Source organism: Streptomyces sp. NPDC006516, assembly GCF_040611875.1.
In the GTDB taxonomy this organism is placed as follows: Bacteria; Actinomycetota; Actinomycetes; order Streptomycetales; family Streptomycetaceae; genus Streptomyces.
The window spans coordinates 1-21,003 of the sequence record NZ_JBEXPD010000002.1 but is presented as its reverse complement, the minus strand read 5'-3'; the positions used below and the strand labels follow the sequence as shown (position 1 = coordinate 21,003).

The following is a 21,003-nucleotide window of genomic DNA, read 5'->3' as shown; positions in this document are numbered from 1 at the left end:
GCCTTAATTCGATAGTCACTCTGCCGCCAAAATCGTTCCACCAGACCAAGAACGTTTCCACGTCGCTCAGCCGCAATGATAGTCATCACTGCACGCATACGGGAAACATCACAGGCGCCTGTACTGGTAGGCCCGTGCGCCCATTCCATGGCAGGCCGAACCTCCTCGAGCACAGAATCGAGAATCTGGTCTGCACGGTTTGCCGCAGCTTGCATGTCCACGCGAGCCTCTCGTTCATCCTTGTTCGATGCACTGTCGCCCATACAGCCAATGAGCGCCCCACAGGCCATGAAGACAGCCGCTACGCGCCAACCCCTGAGCCTCATCGCGGATTCTCCGTCCTAACTCTATTTCCATGCCCCGCAACAACCATCGCAATGTTGTCTGCCGACGCGTTATCGCGTTCCGGCCTAGCATCGAAGTACTGCGAGTGCGCATCGAAGCCGCCTTCCAGCAACGAGGGGCCCTCGTGCGCGTGGAAGCGCCGGGCACCGAATGCCTCACTCGCAGGGTCTTTCCCGAACCACACATCGTCGTCATCGCGATCGAGTAGTTTCCCAGCCACAAAACCAACCGGTCCGGCAACTGCCGTCAAGTTTCCCTGCAATTTAGAAGGTGACTTTGTCACCAAATCATTCTCGGCTGCGCCTACAAAGACATGGCTTCTACCCACTCCTAGCTCGTCCGCGCGATCGACTCCCACCCCCGGACTACCGACGAGAATAATGTCGTCAACCCCCGGGATTCCGTCGCCCTGTTGCGTTGCAGCCCCGACAGTGCGCGAGCCGTAGGAATGCCCAATGGCTGTCATGTGGGGGTCATCATGAGAATTCGTCGCTGCGAGCCCACCCATGAATGAGGTGAAGGCCCTACCGCCATTTTCCGCCCGCTCGTCGCCCATCACGTCAGCACTGTCGAGCCCGTCTGGAAATTGTGGCGCATCATATCCAAGCCATACCATCGCAGCACTGGAATGGTCGTACTTATGTGCGCCCTTGGCGGTGTCCCACGCCCGCTTCAGATCGCCTTCGGCGAACCCCCTGTCAAGCGCCGTCCCCAACCCCGGCACATACGCCGCCACATTCTTCGCAGTGTCAGGGTTGCCGTACGACACGATGGCCCGCCCGTTCCCCTCATCCCCGATGCCGAGCAGGTACATCGGCGGCTGCGTCCCCGCCCCCAACTGCCGGTCGATCTCCCGCAACCCCGCCAGCTGCGTGATGGACTTGTCGTCGTCGCGCCCCTCCAGCTTGCCGATCAGCAGCTGCAGGTTGTCCCGGTTGGCCGCGTCCCGGACCAGTGCCGGGATTCCGTCCAGGTTTCCGATCTGGTCCGGGTACACCGCCAGGTACTCCTCGCGCTGTTCCTGGGTCAGCCCCGCCCACCAGTCGCGCCGCTCCGCAGGCGTCGCGTCGTGCGGGATGGCGTTCTTGAGGTACGTGCGGGCCGCGTCCCGGACCGCAGCCGCATCGCCCGCGGCGTCCTTCCACGTGGCATCGGGGACCTTGAGGCCCTCCTCCGCCTTCAGCTGCCGCAGGATCCCCGCGTACCGCCAGTCGATCTCGCCCGCCGTGCGCACCGCCCCGGTGATCCGATCCGCGATGTCCTGCGCCTTGGCGGTGTGGGGGTTCGGCGCGGTCAGGCCGGAGGGCGGCACCAGTATCCGGGCGGCCACGGACGATGCCGTTCCGCCCTTCAGCGGCGAACCGTCGACCAGTCCTTCGCCCGCCGCCGGGTAGGTGACCGAGCCGTCCGGGTGCACGGTGAACTTCAGGGTGGCCGCGTCCTCCAGGGCCTCGGTGAGCACCCGCTGCTGGGCCTTCATCTCGTGGGCCAGGGAGTTCAGCGTCGTGCGGACGAGCCCGCACTCGGTGTACACGTACTGGAAGTTCCGCCCCAGCTGCCGCAGCCGGGCGACCGCCGCCTGTGCCGCCTCGCCCTCCTGCGAATCGCGGAGGCCCGTCAGCAGGTGCTGCTCGATGCGGTCCCGCGCGGCGTCGGCCCGGTTGCTCGACCGTCCCCAGCCGTCCGCCGCGCCCTCCAGTTCGGCGCACTTCAGGTCACGTAACTGCGCCCAGTTCAAGGTGGTCCTCACCGCACGTCACCGTCCGGAGCGGGCGCCGCCGCCGGGGCGAACGACGAACGCACGGCCTCGTTCGTGGCGCCCTGGGCCCGCGCCACGGCCCGCAGCTTGCCCGCGAGGCTCCCGCACTCCCCCTGCGCGGCCTGGATGCGCCGCTCCCAGGACTCCCGTACGGCCGCCAGCTCCGCGAGCGCCGTCAGCCGGCCCGCGCCCGCCAGCAGGCCTTCGTGCGCCGCAGCCAACTCGCCGCGGACCGGAGCCAGATGGACCACCAGCTCATCCGCGCCCCCGGCGGCCCGCAGCCAGGGGCCGTCGCTGTGCTTCAGCCCTTGCCCGCGGTCACCGCCATCCGATGGCCCCGCAAGATCACTCAGCCTGCGCACCACGGTCATCCCCGCTCACCCCGTTCCTCGATCACGGAGCGGCACTGTGCCAAACCAGGCGTACGCGACACGCCGGGCCCATCTGCCCCCGGCAGCGGGATCCCCGCCCCCGCAAGGACCGCTGCGCCAGGACTTCACCCGAACGCGCGACGCGCGACGCGGAACCGGCCGCAGGGCCACACCGTCCCCACGGGCATCCGTACGACCTGCAGAAAGAGGTCCCATGACCGCGTCAGCCACCCGCTACCTCTACGTCGCCCGGCACGCCGAGGCCTCGCCCGACGAGACCGAACTGACAGAGCGAGGACGCCTCCAGGCGGCCCTGCTGGGCGAGCGGCTCCGGCACACGCCCATATCGGCCGTCCACCACGGCCCGCTCCCCCGCGCCACGCAGACCGCCCGGCTGGTCCACGAGCGGCTGCGCCCGGGCACACCCCTGCGAGCCGAGGAGCCCGCCGGTGACTACGTCCCGTACGTCCCTGGGCCGCAGGAGCTCCCGGAGGACTCGGCCGAGCGGCTGAACGCCTTCGTCGAGCAGGCCCTGGACGGAGACCGCACCCGCGGCCCGGAGCTGGCACGCACCGCCCTCGCGCGGTTCACCGGGCCCGTGGAGGGCGACGAGCCCCGTCACGAACTTGTCGTCACCCACGCGTTCCTGGCCGCGTGGCTGGTACGGGACGCCCTGGACGCGCCCGCATGGCGCTGGCTCGGTCTCAACCACGCGAACGCCGCGCTCACCGTCATCCGGTACACCCCTGGCAGACCCGCGGCCCTGGTCATGGTCAACGACATGGGCCACCTGCCCCCGGAGCTCCGCTGGACCGGATTCCCGCCGGAACTCCGCGTCTGAGCCGGTCACTGTCCCTCGGACGGATGGTTTACGGGGCGCCACCCACGCGGCCCGGCGTGACCCGGCCCGGTTCTCGTGATCATGCAGGACGTGATCGTGAAATCCGTACACCGCTCATCGCGTACCCGCCGGTTGCTGACGGCCGCGGGACTCGCCGCGACCGCCCTCGCCACCTCACTGCCCGCCGCATCGGCGGGAACCCCGTCGGCGGGAGGCGCATCCGCCGCGCCGCCCGCCTCCCGGCCGACGACCGCCGCCGAGGCCCGTACCGCCGCCTGGCTGGAGGCCCATCCGGACGCGACGGCCCGCTTCTTCCGGGATCTGCCCAAGGGAGGTGACCTGCACAATCACCTCTCCGGTGCGGTACGGACCGAGTACCTCATCCAGCTCGCAGCCGATGACGGGCTGTGCATCGACGTCACGATGACCGCCGTCGCGCCGCCCTGCGCCGGCGGCGCCCGGCCGGCCGCCGACGCCCGCACCGACGCGGACTTCCGGCAGGAGATCATCCGGGCGTGGTCGATGCAGGACTTCCCGGAGGGCGAGTCGGGGCACGACCACTTCTTCGCCACGTTCGGGAAGTTCGGGGCGGCGACCTCGCACACCGGGAAGATGCTGGCCGATGTGGCGGGTACCGCGGCGGCGCAGAACCAGTCGTACCTGGAAACCATGGTCACCCCCGCCTCCACCGGGGCCAAGAAGCTGGCGGACGACGTCGGCTGGGACGCGGACCTGGCCGCCCTCCACCGCAAGCTACTCGCGGGCGGCAGGCTGGACCAGCTGGTCGCCGAGGCCGGCCGCTCGGCGGACACGGCGGGCACGGAGTTCCGCGAGACCGCACGCTGCGCGAGTGCACGGCCGGCGCCCGCCTGCCGGATCACGTACCGCTGGATCTCCCAGGTCTCCCGTAACAGCGCCCCGGAGCGCGTCTTCACGCAGATCGCGCTCGGCCTGAGGCTCGCCGAACGGGACCCGCGCTTCGTGGCCGTGAACCTGGTCCAGCCCGAGGACGGCGAGATCTCCCTGCGGGACTACCGCCTGCACATGCGCATGCTGAACTACCTGCACGGCGTCTATCCGCGCGCCCACATCACCCTGCACGCCGGCGAACTCGTCCCCGGCCTGGTCAAGCCCGAGGACCTCACCTTCCACATCGACGACGCCGTACGCACCGGCCAGGCCGAACGCATCGGCCACGGCGTCGACCTGGTGCACGAGGACGACTGGCGGCGCCTGGCACGCGACATGGCCCGCCGCCAGATCGCCGTGGAGGTGCCGCTCACCAGCAACGCGCAGATCCTCCAGGTCGAGGGTGCCGAGCACCCCTTCCCGGTCTACCGGAAGTACGGCGTCCCGGTCGTGCTGTCCACCGACGACCCGGGTGTCTCACGCGGTGACATCGGCCAGGAGTACAACCGCGCTGCCCGCACCTACGGACTCGGCTACCCCGAACTGAAGGACCTGGCCCGCGCGTCCCTGGAGTACGCCTTCCTGCCGGGCCGCAGCCTGTGGCGTCCCGACCCCGTACGCAAGGGCTTCCGTCCCGTCCAGGAATGCGAGGCACCGCAGTCGGCCCGCTGCGCCCGGCTGCTGGAGAACAGCACCAAGGCCCGCCTGGAATGGCGCCAGGAACAGGCCTTCCGCGCCTTCGAGGCGCGCTACACCGGCTGACCCCCTCCCCGCGGGGACGTGGCGCGGTCGGCCGCGCCCCCGCCGACGGACACCGGGCGGGTGCCTGACCGGCTGACGAGCGGACACCGTGACGAAGCTCAGCGGGCAGCAACCGGGACCGGGCCAGCAGGTCGTACAGGCCTTACCCAACCGTTGACACCGGCGAGCGCCGCTTGCTTGGCTGGGGAACCAACGAGCACCACCAGAACCGCAAGAACCACGAGTACGGGTACATGCGCCTGCATCCTGACTCCGGAGCGTGCTGATGGAGCTCTCGCGTCGTTCCGCACTGTCCGTCATACCCGCCGCCGCCCTCTGGGCCCTGGCGCGGACGCCACGGGCCGAGGCGGTGCCCGAGCGCGATCCGGCCGCCGCGACACCTGACGGCGACGCGGCCGCCCTCCTCCGTAACACCGTCGCGGTCTTCGCCGGCACCGCCGAATCCAACGCCCGCCCCGAGGTCGCACCCAAACTCGCCTCCCTCCGGACGACGGCCCACGCCCGGCTCACCGCGATGGACGGCGCCGGGCCGGACGAGCTCTTCGCGGGCGTACCGCTCGGGACGAGCGACCCCAACCTGAGCACCTCGTACCAGTACCTCTACGAGATCGCTCTCGCCACCTGCCTCCCCGGCCCCGGGCCCGGTCCCTCAGTGCCCGCCGAGGACGTGACGGCCGTCCGGCGGCGCGTCGTCGACGGGCTGGCCCGGCTCCACGACCGCTGGTTCGGCGACCAGTCCACGGGTTATTACGGCAACTGGTTCCACTGGGAGATCGGGATCCCGGCCTACGCGACCAAGACCCTGGTGCTCCTCAGGGACGAGCTCGCGGCCCGCCGGCCCGGCCTCACCGCCACGTACATCGCCTCCATGGACGCCTACCTCCGCAACGGCAGGGACGGCGACGTCGATCTCGACTCGCGCTTCCACACCGGCGCCAACCTCGCCGACATCACGACCAACCGCATCCTCCAAGGCGCCCTGCTCGGCGACGAGTCCCGCATCACCAAGGCCATCGCCGACCAGCTGACCGTCTTCTCGACCGTCGACCCCTACCGGCCGCGCCACGGGGTCACCGACGGCTTCTACGAGGACGGCTCCTTCCTCCAGCACGCCTCCGTCGCGTACACCGGCTCCTACGGCAAAGGGCTGCTCACGCGCATCGTCCAGACGGTCAAGATCCTCGACGGCACCGGCTACGTACCCGACAACAGCCTCGTCGAGGTCGTGCTGGGCTGGGTCACCGACGGCTTCGCCCCTCTGATCTTCGAGGGCTGGATGATGGAGATCGTCAAGGGACGCGCGGTCTCACGCACCGGCACCGGCTACGCGGACGTCACCGCCGTGGTGGAAGCCGTCGTCGACCTGTCCGCGCACACGGCCGCAACCGACACCGAGGCGCTCACGGGCTACGTCAAGTACGTCCGGCAGACCTCGAAAGCCGGACTCGATCCGGCCTCCTTCGTCTCCCCGCTCAGCATCGCCCGCTACGCCGACCTCCTGAACTCCCCCGTACCCGCGAAGGATCTCGGCCCAGCCTCCTCGCACACCGCGTTCAACGCGATGGACCGGACCGTCCACCGCCGGCCCGGATACGCCTTCGCCCTGGCCCGCAGCTCCGCACGCATCAGCGCCTACGAATACATGAACGGCGAGAATCTGATGCCGTGGTTCCAAGGGAGCGGCACCCACTACCTCTACCTCTCCGGGGCCGACCAGCGACAGGCGTTCGGCATCGACTACTTCACCGCCGTCCCGCCCCACCGCCTCGCGGGGGTCACCGCCCCCGTCGAGACACGGCGCAGCGTCCCCGAGCTCTACGGCACCCTCTGGTACGACAACCCGGAGCGCGGCTTCACGTCGTCCTCCGAGTCCCAGAACGCCTACGTCTACTTCCCCCGTGCCACCCACGTGTTCTCGGGCGGCGCCCGGCTCGGCACGTACGGGCTGGCCGGCCTCGTACAGTCCGACGACGCCGCGTACGCCGCACAGCAGGCGGGAACGCTCCCCGAGGACTTCGTCGCGTACCGTGCCGCGAGCGCCACCAGGTCGTGGTTCATGTTCGACGACGAGATCCTCGTGCTCTCGGCCGGCGTGAGCGGTCTGGCGGGCCGCGCGGCGACCACCACGGTCGACAGCCGCATCGCCGCCCCCTCCTCAACGGTCACCCTCACCGGCGGGCTCCGCGACGGGACGCCCTGGCAGCGGACCGGAACCGCCCCGCCCGCCTGGCTGAGATACGCCGACGAGGGGCAGCGGACCACGGTCGGATATGTCTTCCTCTCCGGGCCGCCGCCGGTCGTCGCGCTGGACACCGCCACCCGCAGCCGGCGGCTCGTGCGTCTCGCGAACGCGGACACCCCGGTGACCAAGCAGGTCTTCACACTGTCCTACGAACATGCCGCCGGAGCGCCACCCGCGTCCATGGCCCACGCCCTGGTCCCCAACGCCTCCGCGGAACAACTGGCGTCCTACGCCCACGGCCCTCTCTCCGTGCTGTCCAACACGGCCCGCCTCCAGGCAGCGGCACACGCGCACCTGGGCATCACCGCCGCCAACGCCTTCACTCCCGGGAAGCACAGGGCGGGGCGGCTCGCCATCGACGGCCCCGCCTCGGTCGTACTGCGCCGGGGCGAGGGCGGCACGTACTCCCTCGCCGTCTCCGACCCCACGACCATGCGGCACACCGTGTCCGTGACCCTCCACGGACGACACCTCCGGCCCGTCTCGGCCGACTCCGGGGTCCGCGTCCGCCGTGGCCCCGGCGGCACCCGCGTCGATGTCACCACCCACCACTCCTACGGCCGCAGCTTCACGGTGACTCTGACGGAGAGGCCCTGAACACTCACCACGGAGGGTCACAGCTGACGGGGCACAGCTGACGGGTCACCGCGGACAGCAAAGGCCCTGCTCCATTCCCAGGGGCGGTGAAAGAATCCGACGATGTCTTCGTCCTCACCTTCATCTCCGCCACGTGAAACGTCATCCCGAAAGCCATCCGCAGCACCACCATCCGGAACACCATCCGGAACGGTCACCGCATCGGCCTCCGGCACCTGGAAGCTCGGCGACCTGACGGTCAACCGCCTCGGCTTCGGCTCCATGCGCCTCCCCCAGAACGGCACGGCATTCGCCGACAGCGCACCCAGCGACCGGGACCGCGCCCTGCGGGTCCTGCGCCGCGCCGTCGAACTGGGCGTGAACCACATCGACACTGCGGCCTTCTACTTCTCGCGGCTGCGGTCCGCCAACGAGCTCATCAACAGCGCGCTCGCCCCGTACCCCGACGATCTGGTCATCACCACCAAGGTCGGTCCCGGCCGCGACCCTTCCGGCAACTGGGTCTGGGCCACTCCGGACCAGCTCCGCGGCCAGGTCGAGGAGAATCTGCGGCAGCTCGGCCGCGACCATCTGGACGTGGTGAACCTGCGCCTCGCGCAGAGCCAGGCATCGACGTCCGTCGCCGAACTCTTCGGCGCCCTGGCCGACCTCCGCGAAGCCGGCCTCATTCGCCACCTGGGCATCTCCAACACCACACCGGACCAGCTCGCCGAGGCACGGAGCATCGCGCCCGTGGTCTGCGTGCAGAACGCCTACGGCATAGCCGCCCCGGCCGAGGAGCACGCCTTCCTGCGCAGCTGCGGTGAACAGGGCATCGCCTTCGTGCCGTTCTTCGCCATCGTCGGGGCCGGGCGCGAGGAAGGGGTCACCGGCACCGAACCCGATGCGGTCCTCACCGTCGCCCGTCACCACGGCGTGACGCCCGCGCAGATCCGGCTGGCCTGGACGCTTCACCAAGGGGCCCATGTGCTGGCCATCCCCGGTACCGGCAACCCGGACCACCTCGTCGAGAACGTGGCCGCAGGCGCCTTGCGGCTCACCGCCGACGACCTGGCCCTCCTGACGCCATGACCGGGCCCCTGGGCGGCTACGGGGGCGGGGACAGTGGAGAGGGCGGGAGCGGCAAGGAGGGCGGGGGCGGCGACGGGTCCGTTGCGGGGCGGATTCTTCGCTGGAACCTCTTCATCGGCGGCCACCTGAGCAGCTCCGTGCCCGTGCGCCTGGTCGAACGCACAGACGCGGCCCAGTTGGTGTGGCTGGAGACCGGCACCCCGATGTGGCGTACGGAACTGCCTCGCGGGGCCCACCTCCGGGACATCCCGCCCGAGAACCGCCCGGCCCAGGGGTATCCGGCGGTGGCCGACCGGTGGCCCATGGGCAGCGCGCTCATCCACCAGCCGTTCAGCGCGGGGCACGCGGTGTTCTGGTTCTTCGGGCGGAAGCAGAAATTCCGCGGCTGGTACGTGAACCTCGAGCACCGGTCCCACCACGGCGACGACATCGACGTCACCGACCACGAGCTGGACATCACCGTCGCCCCGGACCGCAGATGGCGATGGAAGGACGAGCGGTCGTTCGCCGAGAAGACGGGCCACCCGGCCTACTGGTCGGCGCACGAGGCGGCGGCGATACGCGCCGAGGGCGAACAAGTGGCACGGCTCGCCGAAGCGAAAGCCTTCCCCTTCGACGGCTCCTGGCGCGAATTCAAGCCACCCGCCCACTGGGCGACCCCACCGCTCCCCGCCGCCCCTGCCCGCACGGTGCTCTGACCCCCATCGCGACGAGGCTTCCCCGCGCGCGACCTGATGACGCGTCGAGTGGAAGCCACCGGCGCGCTCACGGCTCTCGAACAGCGCGTACGAACGCCACGCCGGCCGTGAACGCATCAACCGCATCGGGAACCCATGGCCACCGTCGTTGCTAGCGGTCACCCAGCGTGATACACAGAGTAACCATGCATATGCGGGCAGATCTCCACACGAGCCGCAGGTCAGGGCGGCTTCTCCGGTCAAACGTGCGAGATCCGGGTAAAGAGACCCGGGAAGGCGTCGTGCGATGCCGGTTTCATCAGCGAAGATAGAGACCGACTCGTGTCGCACGGCGCGGGCGGCGAACTACCCAACAGGGGCGGTGACTTACATGATCCTGGCAGCGGAAAAGGGCGACATCACCACCATCATCGGCGGAATCGCCCCGAACTGGGGGCCGTTCGGGACCCTGGGCAATGAGGCACGCATCATGATCGAGGTGGTGATGGCGGTCGCCATCCTGCTCTGCCTCGGCATCGCGATCTGGGGTGCGGCGAAACAGCGCATCGGCGCGACGGCGCTGCGCGACACCTTCAGCGCCGAGCAGGGCAAGGGCCTGATCGTCGCGGGCCTGACCGGCGTCTTCATCATCGGATCACTGGGCACGCTGTTCACCATCGTGTACGGCATGGCTGTCTGACCCACCGCCGGCCCTGCGCCCGGTAACGGACACCGGGCCGTCCCCGTCCACCCACACCATCCATCCGTCGTGCCCACCGGCAGAGGTTGCGTTCCCTGATGTCGAGTCACCACACCGCATCCACGCGGAAACCAGCACCACTACGGTCGTACCACGCGGAACAGCACACGGCCGAGGGGGCGTACGCGGCATGAGCCAGGGCGATGAGCGCGGCTACGGCGGCAACGACGCGGGGGGCCGTACGGACGATGCGTACAGCACCCTGGGCGGGACACGACAGACGCGCACGCGGCTGCCCGGAGGCGGCGACGACGGCGACGGCTACGGCCGCCGGCCCGCGCGGAACTCCCGCTCGCTGATCATGGCTGTGGGCGTGGTGGTGCTGCTGATCGCAGCCATCGCGTTCGCGAACCAGGGCGGCGGGAGCGACGGCTCGGGCAGCGGCAACGAGAAGAAGCCCGAAGCCGCCGGAGCAGGCCCCACCGCCGCCACTGGCACGAAGCCGGTCCAGGGCAAGAACGGCACGATCGCGGCCGGCTTCGCGCACGACGAACAGGGCGCGCAGAGCGCGGCGGCGAACTACGCGGTGGCGTTGGTCTCTGCCGAGATCCTCCAGCCTGATCGCCGCAGCGAGATCGTGCGGCAGATTTTTATCCCCGAGAGGGTGGCCGAACTCGAAGCCAAGTTCGATCAGGCCTACGACAAGAACTTTCTCGACAAGGTGGGCTTGGACGAGAAGGGCATTGCGGCCCCGGGCATGACCTACGTCTCCAGGACTGCCCCGGTCGGGACGAAGACGACCGCCTCCACCGACTCATCCGCCACGGTGGAAGTCTGGTGCACCGGCGTTTTCGGAACGGCAGGAGTCAGCTCGACCAACCCTGTGAGCAACGACTGGTTCACCATGACGCTGGCGCTCCGGTGGACAGGCGAGGACTGGAAGGTCGACAGCTTTTCCCAGAAGGACGGCCCAGCTCCTGTGAACACCGACCGCACAGCTTCCGATGCCGACGAGATCGCCAAGGCTGTCGAGGAGTACGGAGGGTTCACATATGCCCGTTAGTTCACGCTTGGCACTCAAGGTCGGCGCTGTCCTGGCAAGTCTCCCAGCAGCACTGATCGTCCTGGCGGCCCGCGCAGCAGCAGCCCCCTCTCCAACCCCGACCCCTTCTGATCAAGACAAGTGTGACCTCATCGTCGGTCCCGCCAAGGACTACTGCGAGGGCGAAGCCGGTGGAAGCGCCCGCACCACCCCCACCGTCACCGACGACGCCCTGGACCCCCTCACCTCCCTCGCCCGCGGCTGCGCCGACGCCGCCGCCTACCTCGTCGGCAAGCTCAGCGAGGCCGTGGAGAGCACGGCGACCGTCGACTTCACCAACTCCACCTTCCGCACGCAGTACGCCGTCGTCTTCGCCGCGTCCACCATCCTCACCCTGGTCCTGTGGCTCTTCGCCGTGGCCAAGCGCGCCATCAGGGGCGTGCCGTTCACCACCGCGATCTCCGAAGCCATCGGTTTCCTCTGGCTCACGGTCCTGGCCTCGGCCTTCACCCCGCTCATCCTCTACGTGGTGGTCTCGGCCACCGACGGGGTCACCGAGGTCATCGCCGCGGCGACCGGCGGGCAGACCGACGTCTTCTTCGGGTCGTTCGCCGAGGCGCTCAAGAAGGGCACCGACATCGGCGGCGGGCCGATCATGCTGATCGTCGTCTCGCTCGTGTCGATCCTCGCCGCCGGCATCCTCTGGCTGGAGCTCGTGATCCGGGCCGCCCTGCTCTACGTGGGAGCCCTGCTCGGGGTCGTCGTCTACTCCGGGCTCGTCGACAAGAACATGTGGGGCCACGTCCGCCGCTGGGCGGGCATCATGATCGCTGTGATCATGGTGAAGCCGGTCATCGTGATCGTGCTCGGGCTCGCCGGGGCGCTCTCCGCCGACGACGGGCCCAACGCCTTCTCGGCCGTCGTGTCCGGCCTCGCCATCATCCTGCTGGCGATCTTCGCCTCCGCCATGATCTACCGCTTCGTGCCCGGCTTCGGCGACGAGATCCAGGGTGCCCGCACCAATCGCAAGCAGGCCACCGACGGCTCCCAGGCCGCCGCCCTGATCAGCTCGCCCGCCGCTCTGGTCTCCCAGGGCATCAAGACCCACAGCGGACGTGGCGGCGAGGGCGGTGGCGGAGGCGGCGGCGCACGGCCCGCCAACCCGGCCAGCGGTGGCGTCGCCGCTCACAGCTCCCGCACCTCCGGCGGGGGGAGCGCACCCTCGCCCCGCAGCGCGTCCGGCCCCACCTCCGGCACCCCCCACGGCAGCCGCTCCTCGCGAGCAGGCGGTTCAGGCAGCACAGGTAACACGAGCACAGGAGGTGGAGGGCGTTGACGACCCAGTCCCACACGATCGCGCCCCGCCGTACGTATCTCATCGGCCGCGCCCGGCCGAACGCGATCGTCGGCAAGAACCGTGAGACGGGCGAGATCGCGCTGATCATCGCCGGTGCGTTCCTCGGCATGATGAGCGGCCTCCTCGTCCCGGTCCTCTCCCTGCGGATCGTGGCGCTCATGGGCTTCCCCATGCTGGCCCTGGCCGTCGTGTACGTCCCCTACAAGGGCCGCACCTTCTACAAGTGGTTCGAGATCAACCGCAGCTTCAAGCGCACCCTGCGCCAGGGCACCACCTACCGCTCCGCCGCCATGGAGGCAGGGGTGCGCGGCGACGGGCGTGAGGTGGAGATCGGCCCCCCGCCCGGCATCGGCCGGATCAGCTGGCTGGCCGCACCGTTCGGCCCCGACGAGATCGCCGTCCTGCTGCACGCCGACCGCCGCACGGTCACCGCCGCCATCGAGATCGAGGGCCCCGGAGTCGGCCTGCGAGACAGCGAGGACCAGGAAGCCCTGGTCGACCGCTTCGGCACCCTCCTCAAGCACGTGGCCAACGGCGACGGCTTCGTGACCCGGCTGCAGATGCTGGCCCGCACCCTCCCGGCCGACCCCGACGCACACGCCAAGGACGTCGCCCAGCGAGGCGACCGGTCCGCCCCCGGCTGGCTCCAGGATTCGTACGACCAGCTCCAGTCGATGGTCTCCACCTCCAGCGAGCAGCACCGCGCCTATCTCGTCGCCTGCATGCACTACAGCCGCGAGCTGGCCGCCGAGGCCAACGCCATGGCCCGTGCCATGCGTCCCCAGGGCGGCCGGAAGATCGACCGTGACGCTGGCCTCGCCGTCGTCATGGCGCGCGAGCTGACCGACATCTGCGCCCGTCTCGCGGAGGCGGACATCCGGGTCCGCCAGCCGCTCGGCCAGAGCCGCCTGGCCTCGCTCGTCCACTCGATGTACGACCCGGACCACCCCATCGACCACATCCAGGCGATGACGAAGCGCAACGCCTGGCCGGCCGAACTGGACGCGGTCGAACCGACGTTCCTCCAGGCCAAGACCCGTGAGTCGACGACCCGCGCCCCCTGGTGCCACTCCACGGCCTGGGTGAAGGAATGGCCGATGACCCCCGTCGGCGTCAACTTCCTCGCCCCGCTCCTCGTCCACACGCCCGACGTCATCCGTACGGTCGCGGTCTGCATGGACCTCGAACCCACCGAGGTGGCCATCGAGCGGATGCTGACGGAGAAGACCAACGACGACGCCGAGGCGAGCCGCCAGGCCAAGATGAACCGCACGGTCGACCCGCGCGACATCGCCGCCCACGGCCGGCTCGACCAGCGGGGTGAAGATCTGGCGAGCGGCGCGGCCGGGGTGAACCTGGTGGGGTACATCACCGTGTCGTCCCGGTCCCCCGAAGCCCTCGCCCGCGACAAGCGGACGATCCGGGCCTCGGCCGGCAAGTCGTATCTGAAGCTCGAGTGGTGCGACCGCGAGCACCACCGCGCCTTCGTGAACACCTTGCCGTTCGCCACCGGCATCCGACGCTAACGAGAGGGCAGTCACGCCATGCGAGATCCGCTGTCCGCGTTGTCGGATGCCTTCACCGCCTTCCTCTTCGGGAAGGTGGAGACGACCAGGCTGCCGGTGCGTACGTCGACGGGCCAGGCCCAGGCCGTCTACCTGCCGACCGCCGCCCCCGGTCTCGGCGACTCCGGCGTGATCATCGGGCGTGAGGTGTATTCGGGCAAGGGCTACATCTACGACCCCTTCCAGCTGTACGGCCAGCAGCTCCCCGCCCCGCACTGGCTGGTACTCGGCGAGTCCGGCAACGGCAAGTCGGCGCTGGAGAAGACGTACGTACTCCGCCAGCTCCGCTTCCGCGACCGTCAGGTCGTCGTCCTCGACGCCCAGGGCGAGGACGGTGTCGGCGAGTGGAACCTCATCGCCCAGGAGCTGGGCATCACGCCCATCCGGCTCGACCCGACCGCCGCGCTCAACGACGGGATCCGCCTCAACCCCCTCGACCCCTCGATCACGACGACGGGCCAGCTGGCCCTGCTCCGCACGATCATCGAGGTCGCCATGGGCCATGGCCTCGACGAGCGGTCCGGCTTCGCCCTCAAGGTCGCGCACGCGTACGTCAACGAGATCATCACCGAGCGCCAGCCGGTCCTGATGGACATCGTGGAACAACTGCGGCACCCGAAGCCCGAGTCCGCGGAGGCGATGAACGTCGACATAGACGACGTACGCGCCTGGGGCCTGGACGTCGCCCTCGTCCTGGACCGGCTCGTCGACGGTGACCTGCGCGGCATGTTCGACGGACCGACCACCATCGGCATCGACCTCGACGCCCCGCTGATCGTCTTCGACCTCTCGCACATCGACCGCAACTCCATCGCGATGCCGATCCTCATGGCGATCGTCGGCGTATGGCTGGAACACACCTGGATCAGGCCCGACCGGAAGAAGCGCATCTTCCTGGTCGAGGAGGCCTGGCACATCATCAACTCCCCGTTCGTCGCTCAGCTCTTCCAGCGACTGCTGAAGTTCGGGCGCCGCCTCGGTCTGTCCTTCGTGGCGGTCGTCCACCACCTCAGCGACGTCGTCGACGGAGCGGCGGCGAAGGAAGCGGCAGCCATCCTCAAGATGGCCTCGACCCGCACGATCTACGCCCAGAAAGCCGACGAGGCCAGAGCGACGGGCAAGGTCATCGGCCTGCCCCGATGGGCGGTCGAGATCATCCCCACGCTGACTCCGGGCATCGCCGTATGGGACGTCAACGGCAACGTCCAGGTCGTCAAACACCTGATCACCGAGGCCGAACGCCCCCTGGTCTTCACCGACCGCGCGATGACCGAGGGCTCGACGGCGGACCTGCTCCCCGAGGACGTACGAGCCGCGGAGCTGGAGGCGGAGCAGCGAGCGGCACGGATCGAGCACCAGCAACGGCTGAACGAGTCGTCCGAGTCGACGGTGGCATGAGATGGCACGCCAGGCAGCACCCGGCACGGGGCGCAGCGAGGGCGGTATCCCGGACGGCCTGCTGATCGGCCTCCTGGTCTTCCTGTTCGGGCTCACGGTCCTCGCCTGGACGGCCACCGGCCTGGCAGGGCTGTTCGCCCACGGGGCCTGGCCCGGCGGCGTGAGCTTCGCACGGACGCCCCTGGCCCTCCGCGCCCTGGCCGTCGAACCGACGGACCTGCCGGGCGCCTGGCCGGACACCCCACGGGGTGAGCTCTCCGGATACGGCCTGTTCTGGGGCCTGTTCATCGGCGAGACGATGGTGATGCTGGTCCTGGCGGTCTTCGTGGCGGGCGTCGTGACCCGGTATCGACTGGTCCGGAACCGCAAGGCCGCGTCCTCGCACGAACCGCACGAGGAGCTCGGCCAGGAGCACGACCGGGGACCGGCCGGCGAACGGAGACCGGGCAGGGAACGGGCCTACGAGTACGACCGGGGGCCCCGCCGGGAACCAGCAGACGATCACGACCGCGTGACCGGTCGCGGCCGGCAGTACGACGAAGACCGGAGCTTCGCCCCGGAGCGGCAGCCCGTACGCACTCGGCCTACGGCCGCCAGGCAGCCCGCCGCCGTCGAGGTGACGCCCGCAGCCCCCGCGGAAGGGGCCCCCGTCGCCGCGTACCTGCCTGATCCCGCCGCCCCGGCCGTCGTCCCCACGCCCCGCGGCCCCCACGTCCTGTACGGCGCTTCCGCCACCCGCCGCCCCGCGGTCGTCCAGGCCATCCGGGACGCTGACGGCCCCGCACTCGTCGTCACCTCGGACCCCAGCGTCTGGGCCGAGACGAAGGACGCCCGCAGCAAGCTGGGGCCGGTCCTCGTCTACGACCCGGGGCACCTCTGCGACACCCCGGACCGCCTTCACTGGTCCCCGACCGCCGGTTGCGAGGACCCCGCCACGGCGGCGGCGCGGTCCGCCGCACTCCTCACCCCCGTACGCCCCCCGGCCAGGGCTGACGCGGCGGTGGCCGACACCGCGCAGACCCTCCTGCAGTGCTGGCTGCACGCCGCCGCCGTTGACGGCCGGCCCTTCCGGCAGGTCCACCGCTGGGCCTCCGGATCCGGCGCCCACGAACCGGTGCGCCTGCTGCGTACCCACCCCAAGGCCGCCTCCGGACTCGCCGGCCTGCTGGAGTCCGCGCTCACCGCCTATCCCGAACGCCGGGAGATCGCCCAGGAGCTGACGGTACGGGCCTTCGCGGCTCTCTCCTCGGTCCACATCCGCGAGGCCTGCACACCCAACCGAGCCGATGCGCTCGTGCTGGAATCATTTGCCCGCGAGGGGGGAACGCTCTATGTGGTCGGTGAACCCATCGAGGATCCCCGCCACCACCCCGGTGCGATGCCCCTGCTCACCGCACTCGCCTCGCACGTGGTCGAGCACGGCCGCCGCATGGCCGCACGGTCAACCGACGGTCGGCTCGACCCACCAATGACGCTCGTCCTGGACGACGTCGCCGCCGTGGCGCCACTCCCCCAGCTTCCGGAGCTGCTCTCAGCCGGCCAGGACCAGGGGATGCCCGCCCTGGTCCTGCTCCGCTCCGAGGAACAGGCCCGCGCCCGGTGGCAGGAGCGCTTGCCGACTCCCTGACGCCGTGAACCGGCCCTCAGGTGCTTCTGACCGCACGGCTTCGCGGGACGCCCCCGCTCCGCCACAACCAGGCCGGGCCGAACGCCGGCACTCCCACGGGGCCTGATCGAACGGCCCGGCGCAGCACGTCAGATGCTCGTACCGCGCGCGATGCGGTACACCACGTTCGGACGCAGTGGCCCCTCGGGCACGGTGGGGTCGTCGAAGTCTTCGGCCGGCTCTCGGGTCATGCCGATCCGGCGCATCACCGCCTGGGAACGGAGGTTGGAAGCCGTCGTCACGGCAAGGATCTCGGGGAGCTCAAGAGCGTCGAAGCCGTAAGCCAGAACACGCAGCGCGGCCTCGGTGGCGTAGCCCTGGCCCCAAGCCGGGCGGGCGAGCCGCCAGCCGATCTCGACCCCGGTGAACGGCATGTAGTCATCGACCTGGTCCAAGCCCGCGAAGCCGATGAACTCGCCCGTGGCCTGCACCTCTACCGCCCACCACCCGTAGCCCCGCTGCTCGAACTCGGCCTGGAACCGTGCCACGGAGGCATCGCTCTGTTCGCGGTCGAGCAGGTCGCCCAAATGCTCCCGCACTTCGGGATCGGCATTCATCGCCGCCCACGGTCCAAGGTCGGAGTCCCGCCATCGACGGAGGACGAGGCGATCGGTACGAAGTTCAGCCATGCAACCCAGCCAATGTGACCCCCGGCCTCAGGGCAATCGCTTTTCCCGCAGGTGCCACCCCGGGAGAACCGAACGCGGTCACAGCACTAGCGGCGGATCTCGAACTCCAACTCCAGAGCCTCCGGATCATCACCCATGGGCATCGTCTGCCCGGACGGGACGAAGCCGATCCTCCGGTAGGACGCCGCGGCACGCGCGTTGTCCTCGTGGACGTGGAGCCGAATCCGTTCCACCGGCGGGTCTACCAGAGACCAGGACCAGTCGATCGCCTCCCGGAAGAGCGCGTCGACCACCCCTCGCCCCCGGTGCCCGGGGCGGACGTACACCCCCACCACATGCGTCTGGTCCACCTCCGCCGCCTCCCCGAATCCCGGCTCGCCCCCGGGCCGCTCGACGAGGACCGACACGGTCCCCGCCCACTGCCCTTCGGGCCCCTCGGCGATGAACTGACGGCTGTGCACCCCCTCGGCAGCACGCGCCGTCCGCTGCTGCCAGAACTCGTCCGGCCTGGTTCGCGCCTGCTCGTAGGTCTCCAGGAAGGCGAGGTGCGCCACCGGATCCCGCAGCGCCTCCAGCCGTAGCTCCCTGGCCCGCGCCCACTCCTCTGCCCGCACCGCACGCACGACGTAGTCCATACGCCGATCGTGCCCCCGCCGTCCCCGACTCGGCAAACGAAATCGACCCGGGCCTCAGTCCTCCAGCGACACAGCGTTCTTGGCACGGTCGACGGAGGCCTCGGGGGCAGGCCCGCCAGGGTTCTCGGTGGCCAGCGCCTGATTCAGCCTGACGAAGGCGCGCATCCGCTCCTCGTAGCGGACGAACGCGGCCCGGTGGTCTCCTGGCGCCCCCGCGAGGCAGTCGGCCAGCACATGAGCGCCTACGAGTGCCAGGCTGGTGCCCTGACCCGAAAGCGGCGAAGGGCAGTAGCCGGCATCACCGAGCAGGGTCACCCTGCCCTTCGACCAGCGGTCCATCCGGATCTGCGCCATGGCGTCGCAGTAGAAGTCCGGCGCGGCAGCAGCGGCTTCGGCAAGCCGCCGCCCCTCCCAGCTCAGCGCCGCTAGCCGCTCCGTGACAAGACGGCGGAGCGCATCCGTGTCACGGGCGAGCGGGGCGGACTCGAAACCGAACGCGACCCTGACCTCGGCGTTGTCGCGTACGGGCATGATGCCGAAGCCGGCATCGCCGTCGCGAAGCCAGACCTGCCAGTCCTCCAGACCGAGGAAGTTCTCCGCGCTGAACACCGACAGGTAGCTGCCGAGGTGGTGCGCGAAGCGATCCTCGGGCCCGAAGACCAGCCCTCGCACCGTCGAGTGCAGTCCGTCGGCGCCCACGACGACATCGAAGGTGCGGGGCACCCCGCGGGCGAACTCCACCCGCACGCCGCTCTCGTCCTCGTCCAGCACGGTGACGGTGTCCCCGAAGACGTACTCCACATCACCCCGCGTGCGCTCGTACACCAGGTGCACCAGGTCCTCACGCAGCACTTCGATGTCCTCGCCGTCCAGTCGGCCGCTGCTGTAGGTGGACTCGGTGGAACGGTGGATCTCCTTCCCTTCGGGATCGAGCACCGACATGCCCCGCATACGGGTACGTACCTTTCGCGCCGGCTCCAGCAGGCCCATCCGCTCGATCACATCGAGCGCGACTCCCCGCACGTCCACGGCCTGTCCGCCGGGCCGCAGCCCGGGCCCCCGCTCGACGACGGTGACCGCGAACCCATGACGGTGCAGCCAGTAGGCCAGAGCGGGCCCGGCGATTCCTCCGCCGGAGATGAGAACAGTGCGCATCAGAAGCTCCTCTCGTACGCTGTACTCAGCTGAACGTACGGCGTACGCGCGGCCCCGCACCAGGAGGCCATACACGCGCCTGCACTAGGACAGGGGCCCTGCAGCCACCATCGGCGCGGCTCCGGGCTGCACTAGTACAGCAGAAGAAAGAGACTTCACGTGACCGACATCACATCCCTGCGGGACGAGCCGCCGTACCTGCGCATCGCCTCCGAGATCCGGCGACGCATCAGCGCGGGTGAACTCGCCCCCGGGGACCGCGTGCCCTCCACCCGGCAGATCGCCAGGGACTGGGGCGTGGCGCTCGCCACCGCCACCAAGGCCCTGACCACCCTCCGCATGGAGGGAGCCGTCGAGACGAAACCGCGTACGGGCACGGTGGTGGCAGCTGCACCGACGACGGCACGGACCCGCGGGCGCCGGCCCCAGGGCCCGTCCGCCGGCTCCCCCACGCAGCCTCCCGCCGAGCAGGAACTCACCCTGGACCGGATCGTGCGCACCGCCATCGACATGGCGGACTCCGAAGGTCTCTCGGCCCTCTCGATGCGGGGCATCGCCTCCCGGCTCGGCGTCGCCGCGATGTCTCCGTACCGGTACGTGACCAGCAAGGACGAACTCATCCTGCTCATGGCGGACGCGGCCTACGGCGAGCAGTTCTACCCGGCCACGGCGCCGACGGGCTGGCGTGCCCGAGCGGAACTCGGTGCCCGGACGCTGTGGACCCTCCACCGGCGCCACCCGTGGCTGGCCCAGCTGGAGTCGCTCACCCGCCCGTTGCTCGTGCCCAACCTGATGGTGCACGGCGAATGGTCACTGAGCGCCCTCGACGGCCACGGCCTCGACCCCACCACACTGTTCGACATCCACGTCCTGCTCTACAGCCACGTCCAGGGGCTGGCGGTCCATCTGGAGCGGGAGGCGCACGCGGCGGCGACCACCGGCCAGTCCGAGGACCAGTGGATGGACAGTCGCGCCACGGAGCTCCAGAGCCTTGCCGATTCCGGCCGCTTTCCGACCTTCGCGCGCGTGGTCGCGTCCTTCGGCGACGGCTACGACCTCCGCCTCGACAACCTCTTCGAGCTCGGCCTCAAGGCTCTCCTCGACGGACTGACCCCGACGATCGAAGCCGGCGGAGGTGAGCCCAACAGATAGCAACACTGTGGGGCCCCGCGCCGTGGGCCCCAGAGGCCTCTGGAACGCAGAAAAGCCCCGTGCCACAAGGGCACGGGGCTTTCCCGGAATAATTGTTCGGCGGCGTCCTACTCTCCCACAGGGTCCCCCC

Annotated in this window: 17 protein-coding genes; 12 read left to right on the top strand and 5 right to left on the bottom strand. The window is 70.0% G+C overall.

Annotated features, from left to right (window positions below; all coding sequences use genetic code 11):
* Nucleotides 1-322: 322 nt before the first annotated feature.
* On the bottom strand, nucleotides 323-2,083 hold the full coding sequence (locus ABZY45_RS06040) for an alpha/beta hydrolase (protein ID WP_356736661.1): 1,761 nt from the start codon (nucleotides 2,081-2,083) through the stop codon (nucleotides 323-325).
* 8 nt (nucleotides 2,084-2,091) lie between these two features.
* The gene (locus ABZY45_RS06035) at nucleotides 2,092-2,475 is read right to left on the bottom strand and encodes a hypothetical protein (protein ID WP_356736659.1); all 384 of its coding nucleotides are present in this window, start codon (nucleotides 2,473-2,475) and stop codon (nucleotides 2,092-2,094) included.
* A gap of 214 nt (nucleotides 2,476-2,689) precedes the next feature.
* On the opposite strand from ABZY45_RS06035, the gene ABZY45_RS06030 reads away from it, so the two are divergent.
* The 11 genes from ABZY45_RS06030 (at nucleotide 2,690) to ABZY45_RS05980 (ending at nucleotide 17,263) form a co-directional block, all read left to right on the top strand.
* Nucleotides 2,690-3,316: a histidine phosphatase family protein gene (locus ABZY45_RS06030; protein WP_356736657.1), complete on the top strand. Its 627-nt coding sequence runs from the start codon at nucleotides 2,690-2,692 to the stop codon at nucleotides 3,314-3,316.
* Between the two features lie 81 nt (nucleotides 3,317-3,397).
* A complete protein-coding gene (locus ABZY45_RS06025) occupies nucleotides 3,398-4,987 on the top strand; it encodes an adenosine deaminase (protein WP_356736655.1) in 1,590 nt (529 codons plus the stop codon).
* A 265-nt stretch (nucleotides 4,988-5,252) separates the two neighbouring features.
* Nucleotides 5,253-7,826, top strand: coding sequence for a polysaccharide lyase family 8 super-sandwich domain-containing protein (locus ABZY45_RS06020; RefSeq protein WP_356736653.1), 2,574 nt, complete (start codon nucleotides 5,253-5,255; stop codon nucleotides 7,824-7,826).
* Nucleotides 7,827-7,928: 102 nt separating this feature from the next.
* A complete protein-coding gene (locus ABZY45_RS06015; RefSeq protein ID WP_356736651.1) occupies nucleotides 7,929-8,897 on the top strand; it encodes an aldo/keto reductase in 969 nt (322 codons plus the stop codon).
* Entirely contained in the window at nucleotides 8,894-9,595 is a 702-nt protein-coding gene (locus ABZY45_RS06010; RefSeq protein ID WP_356736649.1) for a DUF402 domain-containing protein, read from the top strand. Before ABZY45_RS06015 ends, ABZY45_RS06010 begins: the two co-directional genes overlap by 4 nt.
* Nucleotides 9,596-9,965: 370 nt before the next feature.
* The gene (locus ABZY45_RS06005; protein WP_014047394.1) at nucleotides 9,966-10,274 is read left to right on the top strand and encodes a hypothetical protein; all 309 of its coding nucleotides are present in this window, start codon (nucleotides 9,966-9,968) and stop codon (nucleotides 10,272-10,274) included.
* A 190-nt stretch (nucleotides 10,275-10,464) separates the two neighbouring features.
* Nucleotides 10,465-11,337 carry a hypothetical protein gene (locus tag ABZY45_RS06000; RefSeq protein ID WP_356736647.1) on the top strand — a complete coding sequence of 291 codons (873 nt, stop codon included), beginning with the start codon at nucleotides 10,465-10,467 and terminating at the stop codon, nucleotides 11,335-11,337.
* The gene (locus tag ABZY45_RS05995) at nucleotides 11,327-12,652 is read left to right on the top strand and encodes a hypothetical protein (protein ID WP_356736645.1); all 1,326 of its coding nucleotides are present in this window, start codon (nucleotides 11,327-11,329) and stop codon (nucleotides 12,650-12,652) included. Before ABZY45_RS06000 ends, ABZY45_RS05995 begins: the two co-directional genes overlap by 11 nt.
* Nucleotides 12,649-14,199: an SCO6880 family protein gene (locus ABZY45_RS05990; protein ID WP_356736643.1), complete on the top strand. Its 1,551-nt coding sequence runs from the start codon at nucleotides 12,649-12,651 to the stop codon at nucleotides 14,197-14,199. The genes ABZY45_RS05995 and ABZY45_RS05990 overlap by 4 nt, the downstream gene beginning before the upstream one ends.
* A gap of 18 nt (nucleotides 14,200-14,217) precedes the next feature.
* Nucleotides 14,218-15,636: an ATP-binding protein gene (locus ABZY45_RS05985; protein ID WP_356736641.1), complete on the top strand. Its 1,419-nt coding sequence runs from the start codon at nucleotides 14,218-14,220 to the stop codon at nucleotides 15,634-15,636.
* A gap of 1 nt (nucleotide 15,637) precedes the next feature.
* On the top strand, nucleotides 15,638-17,263 hold the full coding sequence (locus ABZY45_RS05980) for a type VI secretion protein (protein WP_356736639.1): 1,626 nt from the start codon (nucleotides 15,638-15,640) through the stop codon (nucleotides 17,261-17,263).
* Between the two features lie 128 nt (nucleotides 17,264-17,391).
* On the opposite strand, the gene ABZY45_RS05975 is transcribed toward ABZY45_RS05980, so the two are convergent.
* The 3 genes from ABZY45_RS05975 to ABZY45_RS05965 form a co-directional block, all read right to left on the bottom strand.
* Complete coding sequence (locus ABZY45_RS05975; RefSeq protein WP_356736637.1) at nucleotides 17,392-17,931, bottom strand: GNAT family N-acetyltransferase; 540 nt, start codon at nucleotides 17,929-17,931, stop codon at nucleotides 17,392-17,394.
* 86 nt (nucleotides 17,932-18,017) lie between these two features.
* Nucleotides 18,018-18,566, bottom strand: coding sequence for a GNAT family N-acetyltransferase (locus ABZY45_RS05970; RefSeq protein WP_356736635.1), 549 nt, complete (start codon nucleotides 18,564-18,566; stop codon nucleotides 18,018-18,020).
* 54 nt (nucleotides 18,567-18,620) lie between these two features.
* Complete coding sequence (locus ABZY45_RS05965) at nucleotides 18,621-19,721, bottom strand: FAD-dependent monooxygenase (RefSeq protein WP_356736633.1); 1,101 nt, start codon at nucleotides 19,719-19,721, stop codon at nucleotides 18,621-18,623.
* A 159-nt stretch (nucleotides 19,722-19,880) separates the two neighbouring features.
* Between ABZY45_RS05965 and ABZY45_RS05960 the strand changes: the two genes are divergently transcribed.
* Nucleotides 19,881-20,873 carry a GntR family transcriptional regulator gene (locus ABZY45_RS05960; RefSeq protein WP_356736631.1) on the top strand — a complete coding sequence of 331 codons (993 nt, stop codon included), beginning with the start codon at nucleotides 19,881-19,883 and terminating at the stop codon, nucleotides 20,871-20,873.
* The last annotated feature ends 130 nt before the right edge of the window (nucleotides 20,874-21,003 follow it).